At 73.0% G+C, this 24,499-nt stretch carries 22 protein-coding genes and 1 pseudogene; 4 read left to right on the plus strand and 19 right to left on the minus strand.

Annotated features, from left to right (window positions below):
* The first annotated feature begins 80 nt into the window (after window positions 1-80).
* The 3 genes from AC3CH1_RS12460 (at window position 81) to AC3CH1_RS12470 (ending at window position 1,748) form a co-directional block, all read left to right on the plus strand.
* The gene (locus tag AC3CH1_RS12460) at window positions 81-962 is read left to right on the plus strand and encodes a diacylglycerol kinase family protein (protein WP_488462959.1); all 882 of its coding nucleotides are present in this window, start codon (window positions 81-83) and stop codon (window positions 960-962) included.
* 33 nt (window positions 963-995) lie between these two features.
* A complete protein-coding gene (locus tag AC3CH1_RS12465; protein WP_488462960.1) occupies window positions 996-1,268 on the plus strand; it encodes a DUF1876 domain-containing protein in 273 nt (90 codons plus the stop codon).
* Between the two features lie 138 nt (window positions 1,269-1,406).
* On the plus strand, window positions 1,407-1,748 hold the full coding sequence (locus AC3CH1_RS12470) for a hypothetical protein (RefSeq protein WP_488462961.1): 342 nt from the start codon (window positions 1,407-1,409) through the stop codon (window positions 1,746-1,748).
* 76 nt (window positions 1,749-1,824) lie between these two features.
* Here the strand turns inward: AC3CH1_RS12470 and AC3CH1_RS12475 are convergent, their stop codons facing one another.
* The 17 genes and pseudogenes from AC3CH1_RS12475 to AC3CH1_RS12555 all read right to left on the minus strand — a co-directional run bounded on the left by AC3CH1_RS12475 (window position 1,825) and on the right by AC3CH1_RS12555 (window position 19,687).
* Window positions 1,825-3,030, minus strand: coding sequence for a cytochrome P450 (locus tag AC3CH1_RS12475; protein ID WP_488462962.1), 1,206 nt, complete (start codon window positions 3,028-3,030; stop codon window positions 1,825-1,827).
* 88 nt (window positions 3,031-3,118) lie between these two features.
* The gene (locus AC3CH1_RS12480) at window positions 3,119-3,787 is read right to left on the minus strand and encodes a response regulator (protein ID WP_018961803.1); all 669 of its coding nucleotides are present in this window, start codon (window positions 3,785-3,787) and stop codon (window positions 3,119-3,121) included.
* Complete coding sequence (locus AC3CH1_RS12485) at window positions 3,784-5,130, minus strand: sensor histidine kinase (protein WP_488462963.1); 1,347 nt, start codon at window positions 5,128-5,130, stop codon at window positions 3,784-3,786. The genes AC3CH1_RS12480 and AC3CH1_RS12485 overlap by 4 nt, the downstream gene beginning before the upstream one ends.
* Before the next feature lie 129 nt (window positions 5,131-5,259).
* Complete coding sequence (locus AC3CH1_RS12490) at window positions 5,260-6,087, minus strand: NAD(P)H-binding protein (protein ID WP_488462964.1); 828 nt, start codon at window positions 6,085-6,087, stop codon at window positions 5,260-5,262.
* 108 nt (window positions 6,088-6,195) lie between these two features.
* Window positions 6,196-7,095, minus strand: a complete 900-nt coding sequence (locus tag AC3CH1_RS12495; RefSeq protein ID WP_488462965.1) for an alpha/beta hydrolase — start codon at window positions 7,093-7,095, stop codon at window positions 6,196-6,198.
* Between the two features lie 122 nt (window positions 7,096-7,217).
* A complete protein-coding gene (gene kynU, locus AC3CH1_RS12500; RefSeq protein ID WP_488462966.1) occupies window positions 7,218-8,453 on the minus strand; it encodes a kynureninase in 1,236 nt (411 codons plus the stop codon).
* Entirely contained in the window at window positions 8,446-9,294 is an 849-nt protein-coding gene (locus AC3CH1_RS12505) for a tryptophan 2,3-dioxygenase family protein (protein WP_488462967.1), read from the minus strand. The genes kynU and AC3CH1_RS12505 overlap by 8 nt, the downstream gene beginning before the upstream one ends.
* A 297-nt stretch (window positions 9,295-9,591) precedes the next feature.
* Complete coding sequence (locus tag AC3CH1_RS12510) at window positions 9,592-10,005, minus strand: DUF3151 domain-containing protein (RefSeq protein WP_007452918.1); 414 nt, start codon at window positions 10,003-10,005, stop codon at window positions 9,592-9,594.
* A gap of 87 nt (window positions 10,006-10,092) precedes the next feature.
* A complete protein-coding gene (locus tag AC3CH1_RS12515; RefSeq protein ID WP_488462968.1) occupies window positions 10,093-11,595 on the minus strand; it encodes a DHA2 family efflux MFS transporter permease subunit in 1,503 nt (500 codons plus the stop codon).
* A 144-nt stretch (window positions 11,596-11,739) separates the two neighbouring features.
* Window positions 11,740-12,903: a MalY/PatB family protein gene (locus tag AC3CH1_RS12520; RefSeq protein WP_488462969.1), complete on the minus strand. Its 1,164-nt coding sequence runs from the start codon at window positions 12,901-12,903 to the stop codon at window positions 11,740-11,742.
* A 163-nt stretch (window positions 12,904-13,066) separates the two neighbouring features.
* Window positions 13,067-14,098: a class II fructose-bisphosphate aldolase gene (fbaA, locus tag AC3CH1_RS12525; protein WP_488462970.1), complete on the minus strand. Its 1,032-nt coding sequence runs from the start codon at window positions 14,096-14,098 to the stop codon at window positions 13,067-13,069.
* 165 nt (window positions 14,099-14,263) lie between these two features.
* Window positions 14,264-14,803, minus strand: a complete 540-nt coding sequence (pyrE, locus tag AC3CH1_RS12530) for an orotate phosphoribosyltransferase (protein WP_488462971.1) — start codon at window positions 14,801-14,803, stop codon at window positions 14,264-14,266.
* Window positions 14,804-14,851: 48 nt separating this feature from the next.
* A pseudogene (locus tag AC3CH1_RS12535) lies at window positions 14,852-15,657 on the minus strand (aldose epimerase family protein).
* A 112-nt stretch (window positions 15,658-15,769) separates the two neighbouring features.
* Entirely contained in the window at window positions 15,770-16,750 is a 981-nt protein-coding gene (locus tag AC3CH1_RS12540; protein WP_488462972.1) for an SRPBCC family protein, read from the minus strand.
* 66 nt (window positions 16,751-16,816) lie between these two features.
* Window positions 16,817-18,415 carry a polyamine aminopropyltransferase gene (locus AC3CH1_RS12545; RefSeq protein WP_488462973.1) on the minus strand — a complete coding sequence of 533 codons (1,599 nt, stop codon included), beginning with the start codon at window positions 18,413-18,415 and terminating at the stop codon, window positions 16,817-16,819.
* A gap of 143 nt (window positions 18,416-18,558) precedes the next feature.
* Window positions 18,559-19,080: a DUF2617 family protein gene (locus AC3CH1_RS12550; protein WP_488462974.1), complete on the minus strand. Its 522-nt coding sequence runs from the start codon at window positions 19,078-19,080 to the stop codon at window positions 18,559-18,561.
* 355 nt (window positions 19,081-19,435) lie between these two features.
* Window positions 19,436-19,687: a hypothetical protein gene (locus AC3CH1_RS12555; RefSeq protein ID WP_488462975.1), complete on the minus strand. Its 252-nt coding sequence runs from the start codon at window positions 19,685-19,687 to the stop codon at window positions 19,436-19,438.
* 137 nt (window positions 19,688-19,824) lie between these two features.
* On the opposite strand from AC3CH1_RS12555, the gene AC3CH1_RS12560 reads away from it, so the two are divergent.
* A complete protein-coding gene (locus tag AC3CH1_RS12560) occupies window positions 19,825-21,021 on the plus strand; it encodes a pyridoxal phosphate-dependent aminotransferase (protein WP_488462976.1) in 1,197 nt (398 codons plus the stop codon).
* Between the two features lie 115 nt (window positions 21,022-21,136).
* Here AC3CH1_RS12560 and AC3CH1_RS12565 read toward each other — a convergent pair whose 3' ends face one another.
* Window positions 21,137-21,682 carry a type III secretion system chaperone family protein gene (locus tag AC3CH1_RS12565; RefSeq protein ID WP_361873235.1) on the minus strand — a complete coding sequence of 182 codons (546 nt, stop codon included), beginning with the start codon at window positions 21,680-21,682 and terminating at the stop codon, window positions 21,137-21,139.
* A gap of 202 nt (window positions 21,683-21,884) precedes the next feature.
* Complete coding sequence (gene clpB, locus AC3CH1_RS12570; RefSeq protein WP_488462977.1) at window positions 21,885-24,470, minus strand: ATP-dependent chaperone ClpB; 2,586 nt, start codon at window positions 24,468-24,470, stop codon at window positions 21,885-21,887.
* Window positions 24,471-24,499: the final 29 nt, after the last annotated feature.

Here is a 24,499-nt window from a genome sequence, read left to right on the forward strand (position 1 = left end):
GTGCCCCGGAATAGACGAAGCCCCTGGCGCAATAGCGCAAGGGGCTCTTGCACCAAGATGCTACCCGAGGAAGGACCGAGGTGTCGGCTGCAGAGCCCCCCGGCGACGGAGACGACCAGCTCCTGGTGGTCATCGACCCCGTCGCCCGCCGTACCGACGGCGAGTCCGTCCGTATCGCCAAGGACGTGCTGAGCGCCGGCTCGCACGCCAAGATCTGCCTTCCGGACACCCCCGAGGAGTTCGCCCGGGCCCTGTCCCGGCGGGGTTCGCGCAGGCCCGTGGTGGTCGGCGACGATCACGCGCTGCTGCGCGCGGTGGCCCAGCTCCACCGCGAACGGGAGCTGGCCGCCGGCGTCCTCTCCCTGATCCCCGTCGGCGCGGCGCACGCCCTGGAGGTGGCCCACGCCCTCGGCGTCCCCCGGGGCGCGGTGGCGGCCGCACGGACCGCGCTGGACGGCGCGGTGCGACGCCTGGACCTCTTGGTCGACGACAGCGACGGCGTCGTCCTCGGCCGCCTGCGCATCCCCGCCCCGGCTCCGCCGCCCGGCCCGGGGGGCCCGCACGCGGGCGTCACGGGCGTCTGGGACACCTGCCGCTCGCTGATGACGTCCCTGGTCCGCCCGGCCCCGGTCGCCGCCAACACGCACCCGGGCACGCACCGGCTGCGCGTCGAGGCGGACGGGGTGCTGCTGAGCGACCTGGACACGCCCGTACGGGGCGTCCAGGTGACCTCCCAGGGCGGCGGGGGCCTGGCCGACGTCGTCGTCCGGGCCGCCTCGGGCGAGGACGTCACGGCGGAGGCCAAGGCGGTCACGGTCTCCGGCGCGGACTTCCGCTACCGGGCGGACATACGGACCGGGGGGCCGGTGCGCACCCGGACCTGGACGGTCCGGGCGGGCGCCTGGGGGTTGATGCTGCCGAGCCCGGCGAGCGCGGACGGGGCAGCGGGCGCACGCTGGTAGAAGACGGCCCGAGACGTCCCGGAGGTGACCGTCATGACCAGGATCGCTGTCGGATGGCACATCGACCTCGAATTCGAGGAGGACGCCCACCGCACCCGCGCGGCGGCGCTCGTCCGCCTCTCCGACGGAACAGAGGTACGCGCCCACGGCTACGCCAGCCGCCATCCCTCGGACTCCGACCAGCAGCGGGTCGGCGAGGAGATCGCGGGGGCCAGAGCGCTGAACGAACTGGCGATGAAACTGCTGACCAAGGCGCACGACGAGATCGACGAGGCGTCGGGCAGGTCGTCGTACCCGCTGACGTGAAACCGGGGGTCGGCCCCGGGCCCCGCTCCTCCAGCCCCGCCGACCCAGCCAGCCCCTCCTGCGTTTGAGGAGCGGGGGTCCGGGGGCAGCGCCCCCGTAAGCGGAACCGCGCTCGCACCCCGCCGCGTCCTCCACCGCATGGAGATCCAGAACTCACGGCGGGAAGCCGTCGTCGGAACCGCCGGCTGTCTGACGGCCTTCGCCGGAGCGCTCGCGGGCATCGTGCTCTGGGCCCCGCACGGCAAGGGCGGCCTCCTCGACGGCTTCGAGGGCGCCTCCAACTGGAACGTGCTCTGGGTCGGCCTGCCCCTCATGATCCTCGGCGGGATCGCGGCGGCCCTGGCCGTGTTCTTCCTGGTCCGGGGTGACTGGAAGCGGGCGATCGGCCTCGTCGTGGGCATCGCCGTGCTCTTCGCGGTCGGCGTCGGCGTGGACGCGCTGGCCGGAGCGCCGAGGCCGGAGTGCTACGACCCCTGCTGAGCCCCGGAGTCGCAGGAACCGCAGGAACCGCAGGAACCGCAGCAGCCGCAGCAGCCGCAGCAGCCGCAGCAACGCGCTACACCTCCGCCCGCAGCTCCTTCAGCCCCCGGATCACATACCCCGGCCGCCACTCGGGCTCGGCCGTCATCCGCAGGGCCGGCGCCTTGCGGAGCAGCTCCCCGAAGGAGGCGGCCAGCTCCAGCCGGGCCAGCGGGGCGCCCAGGCAGAAGTGGATGCCCGCGCCGAAGGTGATGTGCGGGTTGTCCTCCCGGGACAGGTCCAGCGTGTCCGGGCGCGCGAACCGCTCCGGGTCCCGGTTGGCCGAGCCGAACAGCAGCGCCACCTCCGCGCCCCGCCCGATCACCTGGCCGTCGATCTCGATGTCGTCGAGCACCCAGCGCTCGAACATCTGCAACGGGGTGTCGTAGCGCAGCAGTTCCTCGACAGCGGTGGGCAGCAGCGTGGGGTCGGCGCGCAGCGCGGCCAGCTGCTCCGGGTGGTGGAAGAGGGTGCGCCAGCCGTTGACGGCTGTGTTCACCGTCGCCTCGTGGCCCGCGTTCAGCAGGAGCACACAGGTCGAGATCATCTCCTGCTCGGTCAGCCGCTCGCCCTCGTCGTGGGCGGCGATGAGCGCCGAGACCAGGTCCTCGCCGGGGTCCGCACGCCGCTCGGCGATGAGCCCGCGCAGATACGCGGAGAAGTCGACGGAGGCGCGGACGGCGGCCTCGGCCGTCTCCTCGGAAGGATTCAGCTCGAACATCCCGCAGATCGCCGCCGACCAGGGCCGCAGCAGCCCCCGGTCCGCCTCCGGAACGCCCAGCATCTCCGCGATCACGGCGACCGGCAGCGGCTCCGCGACCTCCGCGAGAAGATCCCCGCCGCCCTTCGCCACGAAGGCGTCGACCAGCTCGGCCGCCAGCCGCCGTACGGTCGGGGCGAGGTTCTCGACCGTACGCGGGGTGAACGCCCTGGAGATCAGCCGCCGGATCCGGGGGTGGTCCGGGGCCTCCAGATCGAGGATGCCCTGCCCGTTGAGCGTGGTGAACGGCTCGTGCGCGGCGGGCGGCGGGGTCCGGCCGAACTCCTCGTGGCTGAAACGGTGCAGATACGTCCGGCCGAGGCGCCGGTCGCGCAGCAGGGCCGATACGTCGGAGTGGTGCGGGATCAGCCACTGGCCCGTCGGCTCGAACCAGTGCGCCCGGCCGGCGGCGCGCAGCGCGGTGTAGGCGGGGTAGGGGTCGGCGACGAACGCGGGCGACCAGGGGTCGAAGGACACGTGCATGACCCGACGCTACCGGCGCCCGCCGCCGGCGCAAGGGGTGTCCCGCCCGCGCCCTCCCCGGACCGCCCGCCCCGGCCGTACGGGGGTGCTACCCCGGAGTGACCAGCCGTGCCTCGTAGGCGAACACCGCCGCCTGGGTCCGGTCGCGCAGCCCCAGCTTCACCAGGATGCGGCTGACGTGCGTCTTGATCGTGGACTCGGCGACGATCAGATGCGAGGCGATCTCCGCGTTGGAGAGCCCCTGCGCGATCAGGACGAGCACCTCCGTCTCGCGTTCGGTGAGGTCGCCGATCCGGGCCAGGGCGGGCGGGCGCGGGGTCTCGGCGAGCTTGGAGAACTCGGTGATCAGCCGCCGGGTCACCGTCGGGGCGAGCAGCGCCTCGCCCGAGGCCACCACCCGTACCCCGTCGGCGAGCTGCCGGGCGGAGGCGTCCTTGAGGAGGAAGCCCGAGGCCCCGGCCCGCAGCGCCTGGTAGACGTACTCGTCGAGGTCGAAGGTCGTCAGCACCAGCACCTTCGCGTCGGCGTCCCGCGCGACGATCTCGCGGGTCGCCTCGATGCCGTTCATCTCCGGCATGCGGATGTCCATCAGGACCACGTCCGGGCGGAGCGCGGCGACCTGGGCGAGGGCCTGGCGCCCGTCGACCGCCTCGCCGACGACGGTGATCCCCGGCATCGCGTTGAGCAGGACCGAGAAGCCCTCGCGGACCATCATCTGGTCGTCGACGATCAGGACCCGGATGTCGGTGTCGCTCATGCGCCGCCGCCTCGTTCGACGACGACCGTGTCCGCGTCGCCCGTGGCGTCCGCCGTGCCGCCGGCCGTCCCCCGTGGCTCCGGCCCGTCCGACAGCGGTACGGGGAGGAACACGGCGATCTCGTATCCGCCGTCCTCCGTCGCCCCGGCCGTCATCTCGCCGTTCAGCATCGCTACCCGCTCCCGCATCCCGGTGATTCCGTGCCCGGCCCCCGGCGAGGGCTTGACCAGGCCGCGCGGGGGTCCGTTGACCACGCGCAGCCCGAGCCCGCCGAGGACGTAGCCGAGCTCGACCCGGGCGGAGGCGCCCGGCGCGTGCCGCAGGCTGTTGCTCAGGGCCTCCTGGACGATCCGGTACGCCGACAGCTCGACGCCCTGCGGCAGTTCGCGGACGGCCCCGGTGATCACCTTCTCCGTCTCCAGGCCCGTCTCGCGGACGTTGTCCAGGAGGCCGTCCAGCGCGGCGAGGGTGGGCTGCGGGGCGTCGGGGGCCTCGTAGTCCTCCGCCCGGACGACCCCGAGGACGCGGCGCAGCTCGGTGAGGGCTGCCACCGCGTTCTCCCGGATGGTGACGAAGGCCTGCTCCAGCTCCGGCGGCGGGTTCTCGACCCGGTACGGGGCGGCCTCGGCCTGGATCGCGACCACCGACATGTGGTGGGCCACCACGTCGTGCAGCTCCCGGGCGATGGTGGTGCGCTCCTCCAGCAGGGTGCGCCGGTCCCGCTCGACGGCGGTGACGGTGCGCTGCACGGTGACCTCGCGCTCGGCGTCGCGCCGGATCTGGACCACGGCGACGACGAGCAGCGCGAGGGCGGAGACCGTCACCAGGGGCGCGGTGATCGACGGGTCTCCGGCCTCCACCAGCACCCCGAACAGCAGGGTCAGCAGCCACATCCAGGCGGCCGTACGGGGGCGGGTCCGGGCGGCCACGACCACCATGACCACCACCTGGGCCATGAAGGAGCTCGGATTCCACAGATCGCCGCCCAGGACCCCGCAGAAGACGGTCGCCAGCATCGATCCCCAGAACGCGGCGACGGGCCGGATCAGGGTCATCGCGACCGGGATCGCGGGCACCACGCCCATCAGGAAGCGGTAGTCCCACTCCGCGAACCCGGCCAGCAGCACGACGAAGGCGGCGAACAGCACCAGGGCGTGCGGGGTCCAGACGACGAGCCTGCGCATCCCCTCGGGCAGCAGCCGGATGACGCGTCCGTCGGGGTTGAGCGGCGGCAGGGGACGGTAGGCGAACACCTGGCGCAGGAGGTCGTTCCGCAGGCCGTCTATCGCCCCTGCGGCGGCCCGGAACTCCGGGCTGCTGGTCTTTGTCTGGGTCTCGGTCACGCTTCCACGGTAGGCGGCGGCGGACGGCGGGTCGTCAGCATCGCTACGGATTCCGGGGCGTCCCTCTCAAGGACTACCCGCCTCCGCCCTACCGCGTCAGGAGTCGGAAAACCCCTGGTGGCAGCCTTCTCAGGCCCCCGGGCGGAAGTGGTCCGCGTGCTCCTGCGCCCACTGTGCGAAGGTCCGCGCCGGCCGTCCGGTGACCTTCTCCACCGTGTCGATCACGGTCCGGCCCTCCGGCGGGGTGTCCCGGTAGACGTCGATCAGGAAAGCGATCACGTCCTCCGGCATGCCCTGGCCCCGCCAGGCCTCAAGCGCCTGCTCCTCGGTCAGCTCGACCAGCTCCACGTCCGCGCCCCGCGCCGCCGCGATGGCCGCCGTCTTGTCGGCGACGGTCAGCGCCTGCGGCCCGGTGATCAGGTACTCCTGGCCGCCGTGGCCGTCCTCGGTGAGGGCCGCCGCCGCCACCGCCCCGATGTCCGCCTCGTGGACCATCGCGCTCAGCCGGCCGACGAAGGGCTCACGCACCACGCCCTCGCTCCTGATGCCGGAAGCCCACTCCAGGGCGTTCGCCATGAACTCCACCGGCATCACGACGGCCCAGGCGAAGTCGCTCGCCCGCACCGCCGCCTCCATCGGGGTCTCGCCGCCGCCGTGGAGCACGGTCACCCGGCGCACACCGGCCTTCCGGGCCAGGGCGAGGATCTCCCCACCGGTCTCCAGCGGGGCGAAGAGCTCGCCGCCGAAGGTGATGAGGTGCAACCCGCTCACCCCGTCCAGCGCCGGGCCCAGCGACCCCGGGTCCGTGAGGTCGCCGGCGACGACCTCGACCCCGTCCGGGAACTCCGCCCGCGCCGGGTCGCGGGTCAGGGCCCGGACGTGCTCGCCGCGCTCCAGCAGCTGCTCGACCACGCGGCGGCCCACCGTTCCCGTGGCTCCGGTCACCAGGATCGTCATGAGGTTCCCCTTCGTCGGTACCGGCTCCCTCTGAGCGGCAACAGGACCAACGTAGAGACCCTTGCGGACACCTTCCGTCCGCAATCGGCGCTGGGGGCCGGAAGAGATTCACCAGGCGAGCTGGGTGATCTCCTCCGCCACGACCGCGCAGGCGTCGGCGGCCGGATCGATCAGCGGGAAGTGCCCGACGCCGCCGAGCAGCGTCAGCCCCACCATCTCGCCGGACCTGGCCGCCGCGTCGACGTACGCCTCGGAGACGGCCTGCGGGACGACGATGTCCTCGACGCCCTGCACGATCGCGGTGGCGATCCCGGTCGGCAGCAGCACCCCGGGGTCGGCCTGCGCCACCCGTCCCTCGAAGTCGCTTCCCGCGCCCAGGAGTTGGGCGACCGCGCCGCCGCACACCCCCAGTTCGGCCGCCACCGTGAAGTCCGCGATCGGGGCCAGGGCGACGACCCCGCGCAGCGGCGGCGGGGCGGGCAGCCGCCACGGCGACCCCTCGGGCAGGACGTGCCGCGCCGCCGCCCACAGGGCGAGGTGCCCGCCCGCCGAGTGCCCGCTGACCACGATCCGCCGCACATCGGCCCCGGGCAGCTCGCGGGCGGCCAGCACGGGCATCGCATCCATCGCGGCGGCCACGTCGTCGAAGGTCTCCGGCCAGCGCCCCGCGACCGGGTCTGCGCCGCCCGCCGGGGCTTCGCCGCCGCGCTGCTGCGGGAAGTCGTCGCCGCCGCGCCGGTACTCCACGCTCGCCACGGCGAAGCCCCGGCGGGCCAGGAAGTCCGCGAACGGGGAGACATGGGCCCGGTCGTACGGGGCCCGCCAGGCGCCGCCGTGCAGGAGGACGACGAGCGGGGCGCCGGTGCGGCCGTCGCGCGGCGCGTAGAAGTCGACGACCTGGTCGGGGTGGTCCCCGTAGGCGGCGGTCCGGTCGGGCGCGACCTCCGGATGCGCGAGCGCCGACTCCGTCTCGGCGACGTCCCGATCACGCGCGGCAGAATCCGACATGCTGCTCAACCGTCCTATGCCTGTGTCCCGTGCCTGTGCTCTTGCCCAACTGGGCTGACCTGCGGGGACGGTACCAGCACTCGGCACCGTCCCCGCCCGGTCGAACAGACGGTGACGACCCGTCAGCCGACGGTGTCGTCGGTAGGCGCCTCGGCGAGCACCTCGGCGAGAATCCGCGCCGCCCGTTCCGCGTCGGCGAACCCCACGTACAGCGGGGTGAAGCCGAACCGCAGCACGTCCGGCCGCCGCAGGTCGCCGACGACGCCCCGCTCGATCAGCCGGCGCATCACGGGCTCGGCCCCCTCGCAGCGCAGGGCGACCTGGCTGCCGCGTTCGGCGTGCGCGGACGGGGTGACGGAGGTGACCCGGCCCGCCGGGACGTACGCCTCGACGCACTCCAGGAAGAAGTCCGTCAGGGCGAGGGACTTGGCCCGCACCACGTCGACCAAGACCCCGTCCCACACGTCCAGCGCCGCCTCCAGCGTCAGCATGGAGACGATGTCGGGCGTACCGACCCGGCCCCGCACGGAACCGTCCGCGGGGGCGTAGTCGGGCGTCATGCCGAACGGGTCGGCGTGCGAGTTCCAGCCCGGGAGCGGCGAGTCGAAGGCGGCCTGGTGGCGCTCGGCGACATACAGGTACGCGGGCGAACCGGGGCCGCCGTTCAGGTACTTGTAGGTGCAGCCGACCGCGAGGTCCACCCCGTGCTCGTCCAGCCCGACCGGCAGCGCGCCGGCGCTGTGGCAGAGGTCCCACACCACGACCGCCCCCGCCGCGTGGACGGCGGCGGTCAGTCCGGGCAGGTCGTGCAGCCGGCCGGAGCGGTAGTCGACGTGGTTGAGCAGCACGGCGGCGGTACGCGGCCCGAGCGCGGCCGGGACGTCGGCGGGCGCGACGGGCACGATCCGGTGGCCGGTGAGCCGGGCGGCGGACGAGGCGATGTACCCGTCCGTGGGAAAGGTCGTCGCGTCAACCAGGATCTCGTCGCGTCCCTCCCCCGCGAGCCGGCCCGCGGCGACGACGGCCTTGAAGACGTTCACGCTGGTCGAGTCGCCGACGACGATCTGCCCGGCGGCGGCCCCGACGAGCGGGGCGATCCGGTCGCCGATCCGCTCGGGCGCGGTCCACCAGCCGCTCTCGTCCCACGACCGGATGCGCAGCTCGCCCCACTGGCGGGTGAGGACGTCCCCCACGCGAGCGGGGACGTGGACGGGGAGCGCGCCCAGCGAGTTGCCGTCGAGGTAGACGCCGTCGTCGAGCGCGAAGAGCTTGCGCCGCGCGGCCAGCGGGTCGGCGGCGTCGAGGACGGCGGCGCGCTCGCGAAGACCCGTCTCCGTGGCGCGGGGGGTCTCAGACATGGCTGCGCGCCGTCCACAGCTCGGGGAACACGTTCTTCGTGGCGCGCTTCTCCAGCCAGGCCACCCCGGCGGAACCGCCGGTGCCGGTCTTGGAGCCCATCGCGCGCCGGGTGGCGACGAGGTGGTCGTTGCGCCAGCGCCAGACCAGCTCGCCGACGTCGGTGAGCAGCTCGCCGAGGCGCACCAGCTCGTCGTTCTGGTCGTCGGAGGCGTAGATCTCCGCCCACACGGCCTCGACCTCGGGCGATGGCTCGTACCGCTTGGTCAGGTCCCGGCCCGTGACCGCCTCGGGGATCGCATAGCCGCGCCGGGCCAGCAGGGAGAGGGTCTCGTCGTACAGGCTGGGCTCCCCGAGCGCCTTCTCCAGCTCGGCGTGGACGCGGGGCGCGCCCCGGTGCGGCACCAGCATGGAGGCGGACTTGTCGCCGAGCAGGAACTCCATCCGCCGGTACATCGCCGACTGGAACCCGGAGCCCTCGCCGAGGGAGCCCCGGTAGGAGTTGAACTGGGCGGGGGTGAGTCCGGCCAGCGGCCGCCAGGAGTCGTTGAGCGCCTCCAGCTCGCGCAGCGAACGCTTCAGGGCGTCGCGGGCGACGGGTATGCGGTCCTCGCGCAGGGCGCGGGTCGCGGTCTCCCACTCATGGACGATGACCGTGAACCACAGCTCCATGACCTGGGTGGTGACCAGGAAGACCATCTCGCCGGGATCGTCCGAGCACAGGTGCTGGAGGTGGGTCAGGACATCCGCCTGGACATAGTCCTCGTACGGCGTCGTTCCCTCGAAGTCCAGGTGCGGGGTGTCCGCACCGGTGGCTTCGGGGTCGGGGTGATTCGTCGACATTTCTGTCTCCTCGACACGAGCTTCCGGGTAGCGGTCCGCCCCTTCCGTGAGGTGATGGAGCTCCGGTCCCCTGCTCGCATACTAGGGCTTCGCTTCGGACCAGGCCGGATCAGGGAGCGGGGTCCGGTGCGTGCAGCTGCAAGGCGGAGGAGGGAGTCATGGCGGAGCCATGCCGACCGACGACAACGCCGCAGATGTGCGTGCCGGACCCCGCGAGCCCGGCCTGGTCCGAAGCGAAGCCCTAGGCCGCTCCCCGCCCGAGGTGCTTGGGCAGGGAGCGGCTCGGGGCAGGACTGCTCAGCTCAGGATGTCGGCGGCGGTCGGCGAGGAGTCCCGCAGGAACGTCGAGCAGCGCTCGTGCTCCTCGGTCTCCCCGATCGACCCGGCGGCCCGCGCCAGGGCGTGCAGGGCGCGCAGGAAGCCGCGGTTCGGCTCGTGCTCGAACGGGACGGGGCCGTGGCCCTTCCAGCCGGCCCGGCGCAGGGAGTCGAGGCCGCGGTGGTAGCCGGTACGGGCGTACGCGTACGACTCGACGACCCGGCCGCCCTCGAACGCCTCGTCGGCGAGCTGCGCCCAGGCGAGCGAGGAGGTGGGGTACTTCGCGGCGACCTCGGCGGGCGGGGTGCCGGCGGCGAGCAGCTCGCGCGGCTCCGGGTCGTCGGGGAGGTGGGTCGGGGCAGGGCCCCCGAGCAGGTTCTCGTGGATGGACATGGCTCAAGTGTGCCTGCCGCGAGGGTCCGGCGGCACCGCGCCCCGACCCGGCCGCCCGTGCTCCGGGGCCTGTCCCCCGGGCGTACGTCATCCCTCGCGGCGCTCCGGCTCCAGCGGCGGGGCGACGACCCCGCAGTGCACCGCGCACTCGGGCCGCTCGCCGCGGACGGCGGCGGCGGCCGGGGTGCGCACCGTCCACCAGGCGATGACCGCGCCCGCCACCAGCAGCCCGGCGCACATCGGCATCGCCCGCCTGAAGGTCGCGGCGAACTCCCCCGCGTCCCGGTACGCCTCGGGCCCCATCCCGGCGAGCAGCGGCAGGGCCGCCACCGCGATGAGCCCCGCGGCCCGCGCGGCGGCGTTGTTGATGCCGCTGGCCAGCCCAGCCCGCCCGGCGTCCACGGCGGCCAGGACGGTCGCGGTGAGCGGCGCGACGACCACGACGAGCCCGGCGCCGAGCACCAGGACGGCGGGCAGCACCTCACTGACGTACGAACCGACGGACGGGGCGCCCGGCCCCACCCGCAGCATCAGGAGCATCCCGGCGGCGGCCAGCAGCGGCCCCGCGGTGAGGGGGATGCGGGGCCCGATCCGCCGCCCCAGCTCCCCCGACCAGGCGGAGAACAGCAGCATGAGGACCGTGGTCGGCAGCAGCGCGGTACCGGCCCCCAGCGCCGAGTATCCGGCCACCACCTGGAGCTGGATCGCGGAGAGGAAGAAGAAGCCGCCGAGGGCCGCGTAGACGCAGAAGGTCACCAGGTTGACCGAGGTGAACAGCCGGGAGCGGAAGATCGACGGCGGCAGCATGGGGTCCGCCCGCCGGCGCTCGACCAGGACGAACGCCACGGAGAGGGCCACCCCGCCGAGGGCCGACCCGATCACCACCGGCGACGCGCCCCGCCCCGGGGCCTCGATCAGTGCGTACGTCACCCCGGCGAGCGCCAGCGCCCCGAGGACGGCCCCCAGCACGTCGAACCGGCCGTGCGCCGCCGGATCCCGCGACTCCGGTACGTGCCGGAGCGCGACGGGCACGCAGATCGCGGCGAGCGGCAGATTGAGCAGGAAGACCCACCGCCACCCGGGCCCGTCGACGAGCCACCCGCCCACGAAGGGCCCCACGGCCGCTCCGACCCCGCCGAACCCGGACCAGAGCCCCACGGCCCGGGCCCGGTCGTCCGGATGGAAGCTCGCCTGGATGAGCGCGAGGGACCCCGGAGTGAGCAGCGCGCCGCCGACCCCTTGGAGGGCCCGGGCGGCGATGAGAACCCCCGCGTTCGGCGCGATCCCGCAGAGCAACGAGGCCACCGCGAACCACACCACCCCCACCACGAACACCCGCCGCCGCCCGTACCGGTCCCCGAGCGCCCCGCCGAGGAGGATCAGCCCGGCGAGCGTGAGCATGTACGCGTTGACGGTCCACTGGAGCGCGGCCATGTCGGTGCCGAGGTCCTCGCCGATGCGGGGCAGGGCCACGTTGATGACCGTGGAGTCCAGCATCGCCATGCTGGAGCCGAGCACGGTGGTCAGAACGACCCACCGCCCGACGGACGAGGCGACCCGAATCTCGCCGGGCGCGGGTGCAGCAGCCATGGAAGCAGCTTGCCCCGCCTCGCCCCGCCCCGCACTCTCCGGACCGGGGGCACAAATTCCAGCCCCTCCGGCGATTGAGGAGCGGGGGTACGGGGGCAGAGCCCCCGCAACGGGGGCCCGGGGGCGGAGCCCCCGCAACCACCCCTACCGCACGGCCCCCACCGCCCGCACCAACGCCGACACCCCCCGCACCACCTTCTCCCGAGGACACCCCACGTTCAGCCGCACGAACCCGGGCGCCCCGTAAACGGCACCCCCCATGATCGCCACCCCCTCCCGCTCCACCAGCACCCGCTGCAACGCGGCGTCGTCCACCCCCAGCGGCCGCAGGTCGATCCAGGCCAGGTACCCGGCCTGCGGCGGCGCCCAGCCCAGCTCGGGGAAGGCCTCGCCCAGCCGCTCCGCGACGTAACCGAGGTTCCCCGCCACATACGCCCGTACCGCGTCCAGCCACGCCGCCCCCTCCCGGTACGCCGCGATGTGCGCGGTCAACGACAGAACGGCCGGCGACGCCAGCCCCTCCCCCGTCTCCATCCGGCGCACGTACTCCGCCCGGTCGGCCGGATCGCCGATCAACCCGTACGAACCGGTCAGCGCCGGGAAGTTGAACGCCTTCGACCCGGAGGAGATGAGGGCCCAGCGCCCGGCGCCCGCCACCCGCGTCCACGGCACATGGCCACGCCCCACACGCTCCTCGTGCACGAAGTCCGCGTGGATCTCGTCGCTGATCACCGCGACCCCGTGCCGCTCCGCGAGCTCCGCCGTCCGGGCCAGCTCGTCGGCCGTCCACACCCGCCCCGTCGGGTTGTGCGGCGAGCACAGCAGCAGCACCTTCGCGTCCGCCCGCGACAGCTCGCGCTCCAGCGCCTCCTCGTCCCCCACCGGCACCCCCCGCAGCTCGCGCCCGAGCCCGGTGATCGCCTTGCGGAAGCCGTCGTACGTGGGGGTGTGGACGACGACACCGTCCCCTTCTCCCGTCCACATCCGGAGCAGCTGGGAGAGCTGGTTGAGCACGGACGGGCCGTAGACCAGCTGCCCGGTGTCGATCGTGGTGTCGTACCGGGTCGCGTACCAGTGGGCTATCGCCGAGCGGAAGTCGTCCTGCTGCCAGGTGGTGTAGCCGAACACCCCGTGTTCCAGGCGGTCCCGGAGCGCGGCCAGGACCTCGGGGGCCGTGGCGAAGTCCATGTCGGAGATGGTGAACGGCAGCAGCCCGTCGACCCCGAACCGGTCAGCGACCCCGTCCCACTGGACGCACCAGGTGCCCCGGCGGTCGACGACGGTGTCGAAATCGTAAGTCGCACCCACAGCGGGGCCCTCTTCTCTCTTCTGGTCTCTTCCGGCGCGGCCTGGCACGGCCTGGCACGGCAGCGGGCCCGGCCCCCCTGAAGGAGGACCGGGCCCGACACCGTGCGTCCGTGCGTCCGTGCGTCCGTGCGTCCGTGCGTCCGTGCGTCCGTGCGGACGGGGATTACTTCAGCTTCGTACCCGTGGAGCGCAGGTTCCCGCACGCCTCGGTGACGCGCTTGGCCATGCCCGCCTCGGCGGCCTTGCCCCAGGTACGGGGGTCGTAGGTCTTCTTGTTGCCGACCTCGCCGTCGACCTTCAGGACACCGTCGTAGTTGCGGAACACGTGGTCCACGACCGGGCGGGTGAAGGCGTACTGGGTGTCGGTGTCGAGGTTCATCTTCACGACGCCGTTCTCCAGCGCGGTGGCGATCTCCTCGGCGGTGGAGCCCGAGCCGCCGTGGAAGACGAAGTCGAACGGCTGGCTGCCGGCCGGCTTGCCGTACTTCTCGGAGACGCCCGACTGGAGGTCCTTCAGCAGCTCGGGACGGAGCACGACGTTGCCCGGCTTGTAGACGCCGTGAACGTTGCCGAAGGAGGCGGCCAGCAGGTAGCGGCCCTTCTCGCCCAGGCCGAGCGCCTCGGCGGTGCGCAGCGCGTCGTCGACGGTCGTGTACAGCTCGTCGTTGATCTCGTGCGTGACGCCGTCCTCCTCACCGCCGGTCGGGGTGATCTCGACCTCGAGGATGATCCTGGCGGCGGCGGCCTTGGCCAGCAGCTCCTGGCCGATGGCCAGGTTGTCGGCGAGGGTCTCGGCCGAACCGTCCCACATGTGGGACTGGAACAGCGGGTTCAGACCCTTGGCGACGCGCTCCGCGGAGACGTCGAGCAGCGGACGTACGTAACCGTCCAGCTTGTCCTTGGGGCAGTGGTCGGTGTGCAGCGCGATGGTGACGTCGTACTTCGCGGCGACGATGTGCGCGAACTCCGCCAGGGCGACCGCGCCCGTGACCATGTCCTTGTTGTACTGGCCGCCCAGGAACTCCGCACCGCCGGTGGAGATCTGGACGATGCCGTCGCTCTCGGCCTCCGCGAAACCGCGCAGGGCGGCGTGCAGGGTCTGGGTCGAGGTGACGTTGATGGCCGGGTAGGCGAACTTGCCCGCCTTTGCCCGGTCGAGCATCTCGGCGTACGCCTCGGGGGTTGCGATGGGCATCTGACCGCTCCTTGGGATGTGCGGGTGTGCAGGCTTTGAGTCCCTGACCTGGGGGCGACGTCATCGTCGCCCCCATCTTCCCAGACTCCTCATCCGGCTCCACTCGGCGGACCCTGTTTCACGTGAAACCGTCCGCCACGGGCTCAGGGGCTGCCGGGTGGCCGCTCAGCCCAGGTCGAGGTCGGCCACCGAGTAGACGTGGATGTACGGCAGACCGGCCTCGGCGATGGCCGGGGCGGCACCGCGCTCGACGATCACCGCGACGGCGACGACCTCGCCGCCCGCCTCGCGCACCGCCTCGACGGCGGTCAGCGGGGAACCGCCCGTCGTCGAGGTGTCCTCGACGACCAGGCAGCGGCGGCCCTTCACGTCGGTGCCCTCGATCCGGCGCTGCATCCCGTGCGCCTTCTGCGCCTTGCGGACGACGAACGCGTCCAGGCTCTCGCCGCGGGCGGCGGAGGCGTGCAGCATCGAGGTGGCGACCGGGTCGGCGCCCAGGGTCAGCCCGCCGACGCAGTCGTAGTCCAGCTCGGCGGTGGTGTCGAGCATGACCTGGCCGACCAGCGGCGCGGCCTTGCCGTCCAGCGTGATCCGGCGCAGGTCGATGTACCAGTCGGCTTCCAGCCCCGAGGAGAGGGTCACCTTGCCGTGCACCACGGCCTTGTCCTTGATCTGCTGGAGCAGGTCAGCGCGTACGTCAGTCATGACCACGAGGGTAAGCGGTACCGCACCGGCCCACCGCCGGGCACCGGCTCAGAGCCGCGTCCAGCTCCAGGTCGTCGTCATCTCCAGCGGGTCGATCGGGGTCACCAGCCGGGGCGCGGTGTTCAGCCCGTTCGGCGGCCCGGACTGCGGCTCGACGCAGACGGCCTCGTCCTGCTCGTCGTAGACGACCACCCACTCGCTGCGGCTCTTGACCGTCAGCTCCAGCCGCTCCGGCCAGGTGAGCTTCACGTCCACGCCGTCGGGCATGCCGAAGCAGTCGTCCCACGGACCGGGCAGGGGGTCGATGCGACGGCCGGTGGGCAGATGGTCCGCGCCGCGTTCCTCCTGCCAGGCGGCGTCGAAGGAGAGCTCGGCGGCCACGCCGTCGAGGGTGCGGCGGAACCAGGGGTGCCAGCCGGCCTGGGCCGGGAAGGAGTCGCGTGACGTCTCGACGGCGAGGCCCAGCGTCAGCGCGTCCCCGGTCAGCTCGAAGGTCTGCGTCACCCGGCCCCGGTACGGCCAGGGCTCGGCGAGGTCGTAGTAGAACGCGGCCCGCCCCTCCTCCAGGTCGGCGGCCGTGAACGCCGGCTCCCAGGAGGTGTCGCGGCCGGTGCCGTGGATGGCGTGCGGCGGGGAGTTCAACGGCAGCCGGTGGAGCTCGTCGCCGTTGCGGAACTCCCCGTTCCCGGTGCGCCCGCACCAGGGCACCATCGGGAAGCAGCCGTACCGCTCGCCCTGGCGGAGCAGTTCGGCGCCCCGATCCGCAGGCTGCTGATCCGGCAGCCGTGCCCGGGGTCGACGGTCAACTCGGCTTCGCCGACGGTCAGCCTGACGTTCTCTTCGCTCCTGCTCACCCGACGACCCTACTGGCCCGCTCCGGCACCCGTCGCCACCGGTGACTATCGCCTCCGGCACCCGTCGCCACCGGTGACCATCGCCACCGGTGACCATCGCCACCGGCGTCCGCTACCTCCGGCGTCGCAGCGCCCGGCTCAGCACCACGGCGGAGGCGAGCGCGAGGGCGGCGGCGGGGGCGACCCACCGCAGGGTGGTGCTCGCGCCGCCGGCCTCCGGGGAGGGCACGGGGGCGTAGCGGCCCCGAGGGGGCGCGTGGTCGACCTCCTCGGCGCTGCGTCCGATCATGGTGCGGCGGGCGTGTGCGGCCTCGGCGGGCGGTTCGTCCGGAACGGTGAACTCCACGCCGGCGACGGGGTCGAGCGAGGGCGGCGGCACGGGCGAGTCGAACACGGACCCGGACTCCTCCGCCCCGGGCTCGCCGCCCTCGGCCTCCGCCCCCGCCTCCGCCTCGGCCCCGGCCCCGGAAGAACCACCTTCGTTCCCGACACCTTCGTTCCCGACGCCTACGCCACCGTCACCCTCGGCCGCGTCCTCATCGCCCGAGAGCCCCTCGGCGACCACCGCGCCGTCGTCCCCGTCGCCATCGTCGTCCAGGCCCTCACCCGCGCCCCCGGCCTCACCCGCGTCCGCGTCCCGCACCGCCAGCGACTCCGTCACCAGCTGCTGGGTGAAACGGTCCAGGAGCCGGTGCGCTGCCGCGAGCGCGGCGCCCTCCGCCAGCTCGACCAGCCGCCCGTCCCCGCTCGCGGTGCCGCTGAAGGCGAGCGCCGTCCCGCCGTCCGCCTCCGTGAGGCCGATGGTCAGAGACAGCTCGACCGCACCGGCGCCCCGGGCCTCGACACCGTGCCCGGTCACCGAGAAGCGCTGCCCGCCCGAACCGCCGGATTTTTCCGGGCCGGTGAGCCGCAGCTCGCCCCGGTAGGTGATGGTGTGGCCGTCGGCCCGCAGCTTCAGCCGGCCCGCCAGCGGCGACGCCGACGCGTCGGCGTCCTGCTGGAGGCCGGGGACGCAGCGAGCGACCCGAGCGGGATCGCCCAGCGTGCGCAGCAGGGTCGGGACGGGAACCGGAACGAACACCTCATGCTCCATGGAGACCGAGCCTAATCGGCCCCGGCCCGGACGTCAGCGCTTCCGCCCGCCGAAAGCCGCGCGCGCTCACACGTCCTCCCAGTACCGCGGATGGATCAGCGTCGACGGAATCAGCCCGGGAAGCCGGGCTTCGTCCGCCGCCCGCGCCCCCTCGCGCAGCTCCCGGCCGCCCAGCGACCGCGGTACGGGCCCGTCGGCGGCCAGGGCGAGCCGCGGGGCCACGCCCGGTCCGGCGAGGAGGAAGCCCCAGTCCTCCCGCTCCCGGCCCTCGCCGCCGCCCCGGTCCGGGCCCGCGGCGAGGCCCGTGTACCGGCCGGTGACGCGGTACGGGCGGGTCGCGAGGCCGCCGGCGCGCACCGAGGCCTCCACCGTCCAGAAGGTCCCCGGCCGGGCTCCCAGCGGCCCGGCGTGCACCGCGAGCCGCCCGTCCGGGGCCAGGGCCTCCGCGACCAGCCCGTAGAACTCGGCGGAGTACAGCTTCGTACTGCCGGTGATGCCCGGGTCCGGAAGGTCGGAGACCACCACGTCGTAGCGTCCCCGGTCGGCCCGGAGCCAGGTGAACGCGTCCGCACCGACCACCGAGACGCGGGGGTCGCGGAAGGCGTGGTCGTTCAGCTCGGAGAGCGCGGGGTCCGTGCGGGCCAGTCGGGTGACGGCCGGGTCCAGCTCGACGACGGTGACCGAGCGGACATCCTCGTAACGCAGCGTCTCGCGGGCGGCCAGACCGTCGCCGCCGCCCAGGATGAGCACGCGGGCGCGGGGCCCGTTCATCGCGGGGTGCACCAGCGCCTCGTGGTAGCGGTACTCGTCGCGGGCGCTGACCCGCAACCGGCCGTCCAGATAGAGGTCGAGGGAATCGCGGTCGGTGCCGGTCAGGACGACCTCCTGCACCCCGGTCTGCACGGCGACGCGCACCTGGTCCCCGTACACCGCGCGCCGCGCCGCCCGCTCGAAGTCGTCGACCAGCACCGTGGCCGTGGCCAGCACCGCGATCACCGCGCCGTTGACCAGGACGAGGAGCCACCGGGAACGGGAGGTGAGGTCGCGCCGGAACACCCACAGGACCAGCGCGCCGCCCGCCGCCGCGTTGACCGCGCCGGTGAACAGCGCACCGGTCAGCTGCCCCAGCACCGGCAGCAGCAGGAACGGGAACGCGAGACCGCCGACCAGCGCGCCCACGTAGTCGGCGGCGAAGAGATCGGCGACGACACCGCCCGCGTCCTGCCGGTCGACGCGCTGGATCAACGTCATCAGCAGCGGGATCTCCGCGCCGATCAGCACCCCGATCGCCAGCGAGAACCCGACCAGCGCGTACTGCGAGTCGCCCAGCCAGGCGAACGAGGCGTAGAGCACCAGCGCGGAGGAGCCGCCGATCAGCGCGAGGGCCGCCTCGACCATCCCGAAGCCGACGGCGGCGCGGCAGCGCAAACGTTTCGCGAGAAGGGAGCCGATGCCCATCGCGAACACCATCACGGAGAGCACGATGGAGGCCTGGGTGACCGAATCGCCGATCAAGTAGGAGGCGAGGGCGACCAGTTCGAGCTCGTAGACGAGACCGCAGGCGGCGCAGACGAAGACCGCGGCCAGCACGAGGAACCGGCCGGTCCTCGGCCGTACGGGAAGCCGCGCCGCGCCCCCTCGCAGCGATATCTGCTGGTCGATCATGACGCGAACGCTACGTCACCGAACCAGCGCAGCCTGTCACCCACACGGGTGTAAGTGCCGCTGCCGGTCGGGCCGCGGGCGCCGCACTCCCGTGCCCCCTGCCGGTCGGGCCGCGGGCGCCGGACTCCCGTGCCCCCCGCCGGTCAGACCGCGGGCGCGGGAATCCGCACCCCCACCCTGGTCCGGGTCACCACCAACTGCCCCTCCTGCGGGTACGCGTGCCAGGTGCGCCACCGCACCTGGCCCTCGGTGCGCTGGGCGAGCATCGCGGTGAAGGCGTACGGGTTGCCGGGGAAGGTGCCCGCCAGGCCGTGCGGGTGGTCGCTCACCAGGGCGAGCAACTCCTGCGCCCGCCCGGCGAACTGGCCCTGCGTCAGGGTCTCGACGCGCGCCGCGAATTCGTACTCCCAGTCCCCGAGCCGCTTCGCGACGCCGAGGGGCAGGGGGGTGCTGCTGCCGGGCATACAGGCCACGGTCTCGGAGCAGACGCCGCGGTCCTCCTGGAGGAGGACCTGATGGGAGGCGCCGAGCAGCCTCAACTGGAGTTCGGCGCCGCCGAGCTGGAGATCGAGGACTGCCAGGGCGGGCAGCGGCTCCCGCCCCAGCATCCAGGCCAGGTCGGCGGCGCGGGTATCGGAATAGGCCGTCTGGAGGGTGGTGAGCATGGGTGGGCTCCGCAAACACACATGGACACATGGACAGCAGGACGCCCCGAGTTGCCGCACGTGGGAGGTGGGGAGCGCCCGATCTGGTCCGACTGGGGTCCGAGGGCTGATTGTTCTCTTCACCGAGGGAATCACGAAGTACGCCCACTCACAGCGCTTTCGCCCAACTTGCCGTGGTTTCCATCCCCCCGGGGGCCCATCGGTTCACTTGTTCAGCCAAAAACGTCCCCGCCGCGCAACGGATCCGCGTCGCCCAACAGATCCGCGCCGCTCAACAAAAGAGCGCCCGGAGGGAGTTCACCCTCCGGACGCCCGGCCTCATGTCACTTTCGGTGACTGCGCACCGACGGCCCGGTCAGTTGCCGCCTCCACCGCAGCCGCCCCCGCCACCCCCGCACGACGAACCGCCGCCGCAGGAGTGCCCGCCCGAGTCGCCCCCCGACCACCAGCCGCCGGAGCCGCCCCCGCCGTCGGCGGAGGCTCCGCCCGCAGAGCGCCGGCGCCCGACGCGCGGCCTGGCCGGTCCGCGCCCACCGGTGACCCGCAGACCGGCCAGCAGCGCTCCGACGACGACCACGGCGACCAGCACCGCGATGAAGACGCTCATGCTCCCCACCCGCCTTTCCTTCCCCCGAAGCGAGGTCCCCCATCGCTTCCCCGTTGTTGTGACAGGGGGATTCCCCAGCCCTCCGCGCGCCAAAGCGGACTTGAGCAACTCCAGAGCTTCGGCCCAGGATGGCGCCCATGACACAGGGACGAGCGACCCAGGGAACCCCGGCGGAGGGGCGGCCACTGCTCAACCGCCGCCTCGCCGCGTTCGGCACGACGATCTTCGCGGAGATGTCCGCGCTGGCCGTGCGGACCGGCTCCATCAACCTCGGCCAGGGCTTCCCCGACACCGACGGCCCCGAGGAGATCCGGGAGGCGGCGGTCCGGGCGCTGCGCGCCGGGCACGGCAACCAGTACCCGCCGGGCCCCGGCGTCCCGGAGCTGCGCACCGCCGTCGCCGCCCACCAGGAACGCTTCTACGGCCTGACCTGGTCCCCGGAGACGGAGGTCCTGGTGACGACCGGCGCCACCGAGGCGATCGCCGCCTCGCTGCTCGCCCTCCTCGAACCGGGCGACGAGGTCATCGCCTTTGAGCCGTACTACGACTCGTACGCCGCCTGCATCGCCATGGCGGGCGCGCAGCGCGTACCGCTCACCCTGCGCGCCCCGGACTTCCGGCCGGACCTCGACGAACTGCGCACCCTGATCACCCCGCGCACCCGACTGCTGCTCCTGAACACCCCGCACAACCCCACCGGCGCGGTGCTCACCCCCGACGAGCTGGCCGGGATCGCGGCCCTCGCGGTGGAGCACGATCTGCTGGTGGTCACCGACGAGGTGTACGAGCACCTGGTCTTCGCGGGGGCGCACCACCCGATCGCCGCGCTCCCCGGGATGCGCGGGCGCACGGTGTCGATCTCCTCCTCCGGCAAGACGTTCTCGTACACCGGGTGGAAGATCGGCTGGGTCACCGGGGACGCGCCGCTGGTGGCCGCCGTCCGCGCGGCGAAGCAGTATCTGACCTTCGTCAGCGGGGGCCCGTTCCAGTACGCGATCGCCGAGGCGCTCGCCCTGCCCGACGCCTTCTTCACCGACTTCCGCGAGGGCATGCGCCGCAAGCGGGACCTGCTGGCGAAGGGGCTGCGCGCCGCGGGCTTCCGGGTCTACGAGCCGGAGGGGACGTACTTCATCACCACCGACATCTCCCCGTTCGGCGACGAGGACGCGGGCGCCTTCTGCCGCGCGCTCCCGGAGCGCTGCGGGGTGGCGGCCGTGCCGAACTCGGTCTTCTACGACGATCCGGAGGCGGGCCGCAGCCAGGTCCGCTTCACCTTCTGCAAGAAGGACGAGGTCCTGGAAGAGGCGGTGGAGCGCCTGGCCCGGCTGGGCTGAACACGGAGACGGCCCGGGAGACGGCCGTGATGACCGTCTCCCGGGCCGCGCCCGTCGCTGGGGCCAGTCGGTCGAACTGCCGCCTGCCGGGCGGCGTCTGGCCCTGGGGGAGGAACTAGGCGCCCGCGGGCTCCTCGCCCTCCGTCTTGTCCTCGGCGGGCTCGATGCCGAGGCGCTCGACGAGCCACTTGTCGAACTCGATCGAGGCGCGGACCCAGCTCACCGTCGAGGAGACGAAGTGCTCCAGGCTGACGCCGGTGCCGATGAGCATCTGCGCCTCACCGATCAGCCGGACGGAACCCGCCTCGCCCTCCTCGCCCTCGTGGGCGTGGGTGTAGACCTTGGGCCACAGGGTGCGGCGGTTCCAGTCGTCGATGGCGTCCAGCAGGACGGGACGCTGGTCGAGGTCGTGGGGGCGGTCGTAGAACGTGCGGACCGAGAAGACCTGCTGCTCGTCCTCGCCCCGGAACATGAAGTACGTCCGGAACTCTTCCCATGGCGCCGCGAGGTCGCCCTCGTCGTCGACGACGTACTTCAGCTCCATCTGGTCGAGGAGCTGCTTGACGAGGTCCTGGTCAGGGACGACGGGGCCCTCCGGTCCTGCCGCCTGCGGTTCGGGCTGGCCCCCGAAATTAGGAATCGAGGACGGATCGATGCTCACCGTTATTTCCCTTCGTGACGAGTACGGCCATCCTCTCCCATGGCGGGCGGGGCATGGCAAGCCCGGGCGGCCTCGATCCGCCACAAGCTGACAGACAGCGCGCGGGGACGGGAACCGCCGGGCGTCGGCCGGGCCACCGGCCGGACCTCCACCGACGGACCGCGAGACTCCGTGACCGACGGTTACGACCTCGCCCGGGCGTTTACGCGGCGGGGCCGACGGTCAGCCCGTCCTCCGTCCGCTCCACCCGTACGGTGTCGCCGTCGCGGACCTCGCCGGACAGGATCTCCTTGGCGAGCCGGTCGCCGATCGCGCTCTGGATGAGCCGGCGCAGCGGTCGCGCCCCGTACGCCGGGTCGTTGCCCTCCTCGGCGAGCCAGGCCAGCGCCTCCGGCGAGACCTCCAGGGTGAGCCTGCGGTCGGCGAGGCGCTTCGCCAGCCGGTCGATCTGGAGCCCGGCGATGTGCGCGAGCTCGTCTCCGGACAGGGCGGAGAAGACCACCAGGTCGTCGAGCCGGTTGATGAACTCCGGCTTGAAGGAGGCCCGCACCACCTCCAGCACCTGCTGCTTCTTGACCTCGGGCTCGACCAGGGGGTCCATCAGGAACTGGGAGCCGAGGTTGGAGGTGAGGACGAGGATGGTGTTGCGGAAGTCGACCGTGCGGCCCTGGCCGTCGGTGAGCCGGCCGTCGTCGAGGACCTGGAGCAGGACGTCGAAGACCTCGGGGTGGGCCTTCTCGACCTCGTCCAGCAGCACGACGCTGTACGGGCGGCGGCGGACGGCCTCGGTGAGCTGGCCGCCCTCCTCGTAGCCGACGTAGCCGGGCGGGGCGCCGACGAGGCGGGCGACGCTGTGCTTCTCGCCGTACTCGCTCATGTCGATGCGGATCATGGCCCGCTCGTCGTCGAACAGGAAGTCCGCGAGCGCCTTGGCCAGCTCGGTCTTGCCGACGCCGGTGGGCCCGAGGAAGAGGAACGACCCGGTGGGCCGGTCGGGATCCGCGATCCCGGCCCGCGTGCGGCGTACGGCGTCGGACACGGCCTGCACGGCCTCGCTCTGCCCGATCAGCCGCCTGCCCAGCTCGGACTCCATCCGCAGCAGCTTCTGGGTCTCGCCCTCCAGCAGCCGTCCGGCCGGGATGCCGGTCCAGGCGCCGACGACGTCCGCGATGTCGTCCGGGCCGACCTCCTCCTTGACCATGGTGTCCTTGGAGGCCTCCTGCTCCGCCTCAGCGGCCTCCTCCAACTCTCGCTCCAGGCCCGGGATCTCCCCGTACAGCAGCTTGGACGCGGCGTCGAAGTCACCGTCGCGCTGGGCGCGTTCGGCCTGGCCCCGCAGCTCGTCGAGGCGCTCCTTCAGCTCACCGACCCGGTTGAGGCCCTGCTTCTCCTTCTCCCAGCGGGCGTTGAGGCCGCGCAGCTCCTCCTCCTTGTCGGCGAGGTCGCGGCGCAGCTTCTCCAGCCGCTGCTTGGAGGCGGGGTCGGACTCGTTCTTGAGGGCCAGCTCCTCCATGCGCAACCGGTCGACGGAGCGCTGGAGTTCGTCGATCTCCAGCGGTGAGGAGTCGATCTCCATCCGGAGCCGGGAGGCCGCCTCGTCGACGAGGTCGATGGCCTTGTCGGGGAGGAAGCGGGAGGTGATGTAGCGGTCGGAGAGGGTGGCGGCGGCCACCAGCGCCGAGTCCGCGATCTGCACCTTGTGGTGGGCCTCGTAGCGGCCCTTGAGCCCGCGCAGGATCGCGATGGTGTCCTCGACGGAGGGCTCGGCGACCAGCACCTGCTGGAAGCGCCGCTCCAGGGCGGGGTCCTTCTCGATGCGCTCGCGGTACTCGTCGAGCGTGGTCGCGCCGACCATGCGCAGCTCGCCGCGGGCCAGCATCGGCTTGAGCATGTTGCCCGCGTCCATGGCGGAGTCGCCGCCGGCGCCCGCGCCGACGACGGTGTGCAGTTCGTCGATGAACGTGATGATCCGGCCGTCGCTCTCCTTGATCTCGGAGAGGACGGTCTTCAGTCGCTCCTCGAACTCGCCGCGGTACTTCGCGCCGGCGACCATCGCGCCGAGGTCCAGCGAGACGAGCCGCTTGTTCTTCAGGCTCTCGGGAACGTCGCCCTTGACGATGCGCTGGGCGAGCCCCTCGACGACGGCGGTCTTGCCGACGCCGGGCTCGCCGATGAGCACGGGGTTGTTCTTCGTCCGGCGCGACAGCACCTGCACGACGCGGCGGATCTCCTGGTCGCGGCCGATGACCGGGTCCAGCTTGCCCTCGCGCGCGGCGGCCGTGAAGTCGGTGCCGAACTTCTCCAGGGCCTTGTACTGGCCCTCCGGGTCGGGTGTGGTCACCCGGCGCCCTCCCCTGCTCGTCTCGAATGCCGCCAGCAGCTTCTTCGCACTGGCGCCCTGCCCGTCGAGGACCTCACCGGCACGGCCGCCCTTGGCCGCGATGCCGATCAGCAGGTGCTCGGTGGAAATGTAGTCGTCGCCCAGCTCCTCGGCCCGCTGGGCGGCGTCCTGGATGACGGCCAGCAGCTCGCGGTTGGGCGCCGGCGGGGCGACGGTGGAGCCGGTGACGCTGGGCAGTCCCCCGAGCAGCCGCTCGGTCCCGCCCCGCACCGCGGCCTGGTCGGCCTCGACGGCGGCGAGCAGGTCGGTCACGTTCTCGTTGTCCTGGCCCTCCAGCAGCGCGAGGAGCAGGTGCCCCGGGGTCAGATCGGCGTGCCCGTCCTTCACCGCCCTGCTGGTGGCCGCGTTGATGGCGTCCCGGCTCTTGTTGGTCAGCTCGGCGTCCACGTGTGGTCACTCCTCCTCGCGCCCGATTC

This window comes from Streptomyces sp. MGP-P1 (genome assembly GCF_057766565.1).

Bases quoted from the DNA above. Each gene is read 5' to 3' on its own strand.
- AC3CH1_RS12505 (WP_488462967.1), bottom strand. From the start codon at position 9,294: ATGTCGACGAATCACCCCGACCCCGAAGCCACCGGTGCGGACACCCCG.
- kynU (WP_488462966.1), bottom strand. From the start codon at position 8,453: ATGTCTGAGACCCCCCGCGCCACGGAGACGGGTCTTCGCGAGCGCGCC.
- AC3CH1_RS12550 (WP_488462974.1), bottom strand. From the start codon at position 19,080: ATGCTCACCACCCTCCAGACGGCCTATTCCGATACCCGCGCCGCCGAC.
- AC3CH1_RS12475 (WP_488462962.1), bottom strand. From the start codon at position 3,030: ATGCACGTGTCCTTCGACCCCTGGTCGCCCGCGTTCGTCGCCGACCCC.
- AC3CH1_RS12495 (WP_488462965.1), bottom strand. From the start codon at position 7,095: ATGTCGGATTCTGCCGCGCGTGATCGGGACGTCGCCGAGACGGAGTCG.
- AC3CH1_RS12545 (WP_488462973.1), bottom strand. From the start codon at position 18,415: ATGATCGACCAGCAGATATCGCTGCGAGGGGGCGCGGCGCGGCTTCCC.
- AC3CH1_RS12560 (WP_488462976.1), top strand. From the start codon at position 19,825: ATGACACAGGGACGAGCGACCCAGGGAACCCCGGCGGAGGGGCGGCCA.
- AC3CH1_RS12470 (WP_488462961.1), top strand. From the start codon at position 1,407: ATGGAGATCCAGAACTCACGGCGGGAAGCCGTCGTCGGAACCGCCGGC.
- AC3CH1_RS12480 (WP_018961803.1), bottom strand. From the start codon at position 3,787: ATGAGCGACACCGACATCCGGGTCCTGATCGTCGACGACCAGATGATG.
- AC3CH1_RS12490 (WP_488462964.1), bottom strand. From the start codon at position 6,087: ATGACGATCCTGGTGACCGGAGCCACGGGAACGGTGGGCCGCCGCGTG.
- AC3CH1_RS12515 (WP_488462968.1), bottom strand. From the start codon at position 11,595: ATGGCTGCTGCACCCGCGCCCGGCGAGATTCGGGTCGCCTCGTCCGTC.
- AC3CH1_RS12510 (WP_007452918.1), bottom strand. From the start codon at position 10,005: ATGTCCATCCACGAGAACCTGCTCGGGGGCCCTGCCCCGACCCACCTC.
- AC3CH1_RS12540 (WP_488462972.1), bottom strand. From the start codon at position 16,750: ATGGAGCATGAGGTGTTCGTTCCGGTTCCCGTCCCGACCCTGCTGCGC.
- AC3CH1_RS12555 (WP_488462975.1), bottom strand. From the start codon at position 19,687: ATGAGCGTCTTCATCGCGGTGCTGGTCGCCGTGGTCGTCGTCGGAGCG.
- fbaA (WP_488462970.1), bottom strand. From the start codon at position 14,098: ATGCCCATCGCAACCCCCGAGGCGTACGCCGAGATGCTCGACCGGGCA.
- pyrE (WP_488462971.1), bottom strand. From the start codon at position 14,803: ATGACTGACGTACGCGCTGACCTGCTCCAGCAGATCAAGGACAAGGCC.
- AC3CH1_RS12465 (WP_488462960.1), top strand. From the start codon at position 996: ATGACCAGGATCGCTGTCGGATGGCACATCGACCTCGAATTCGAGGAG.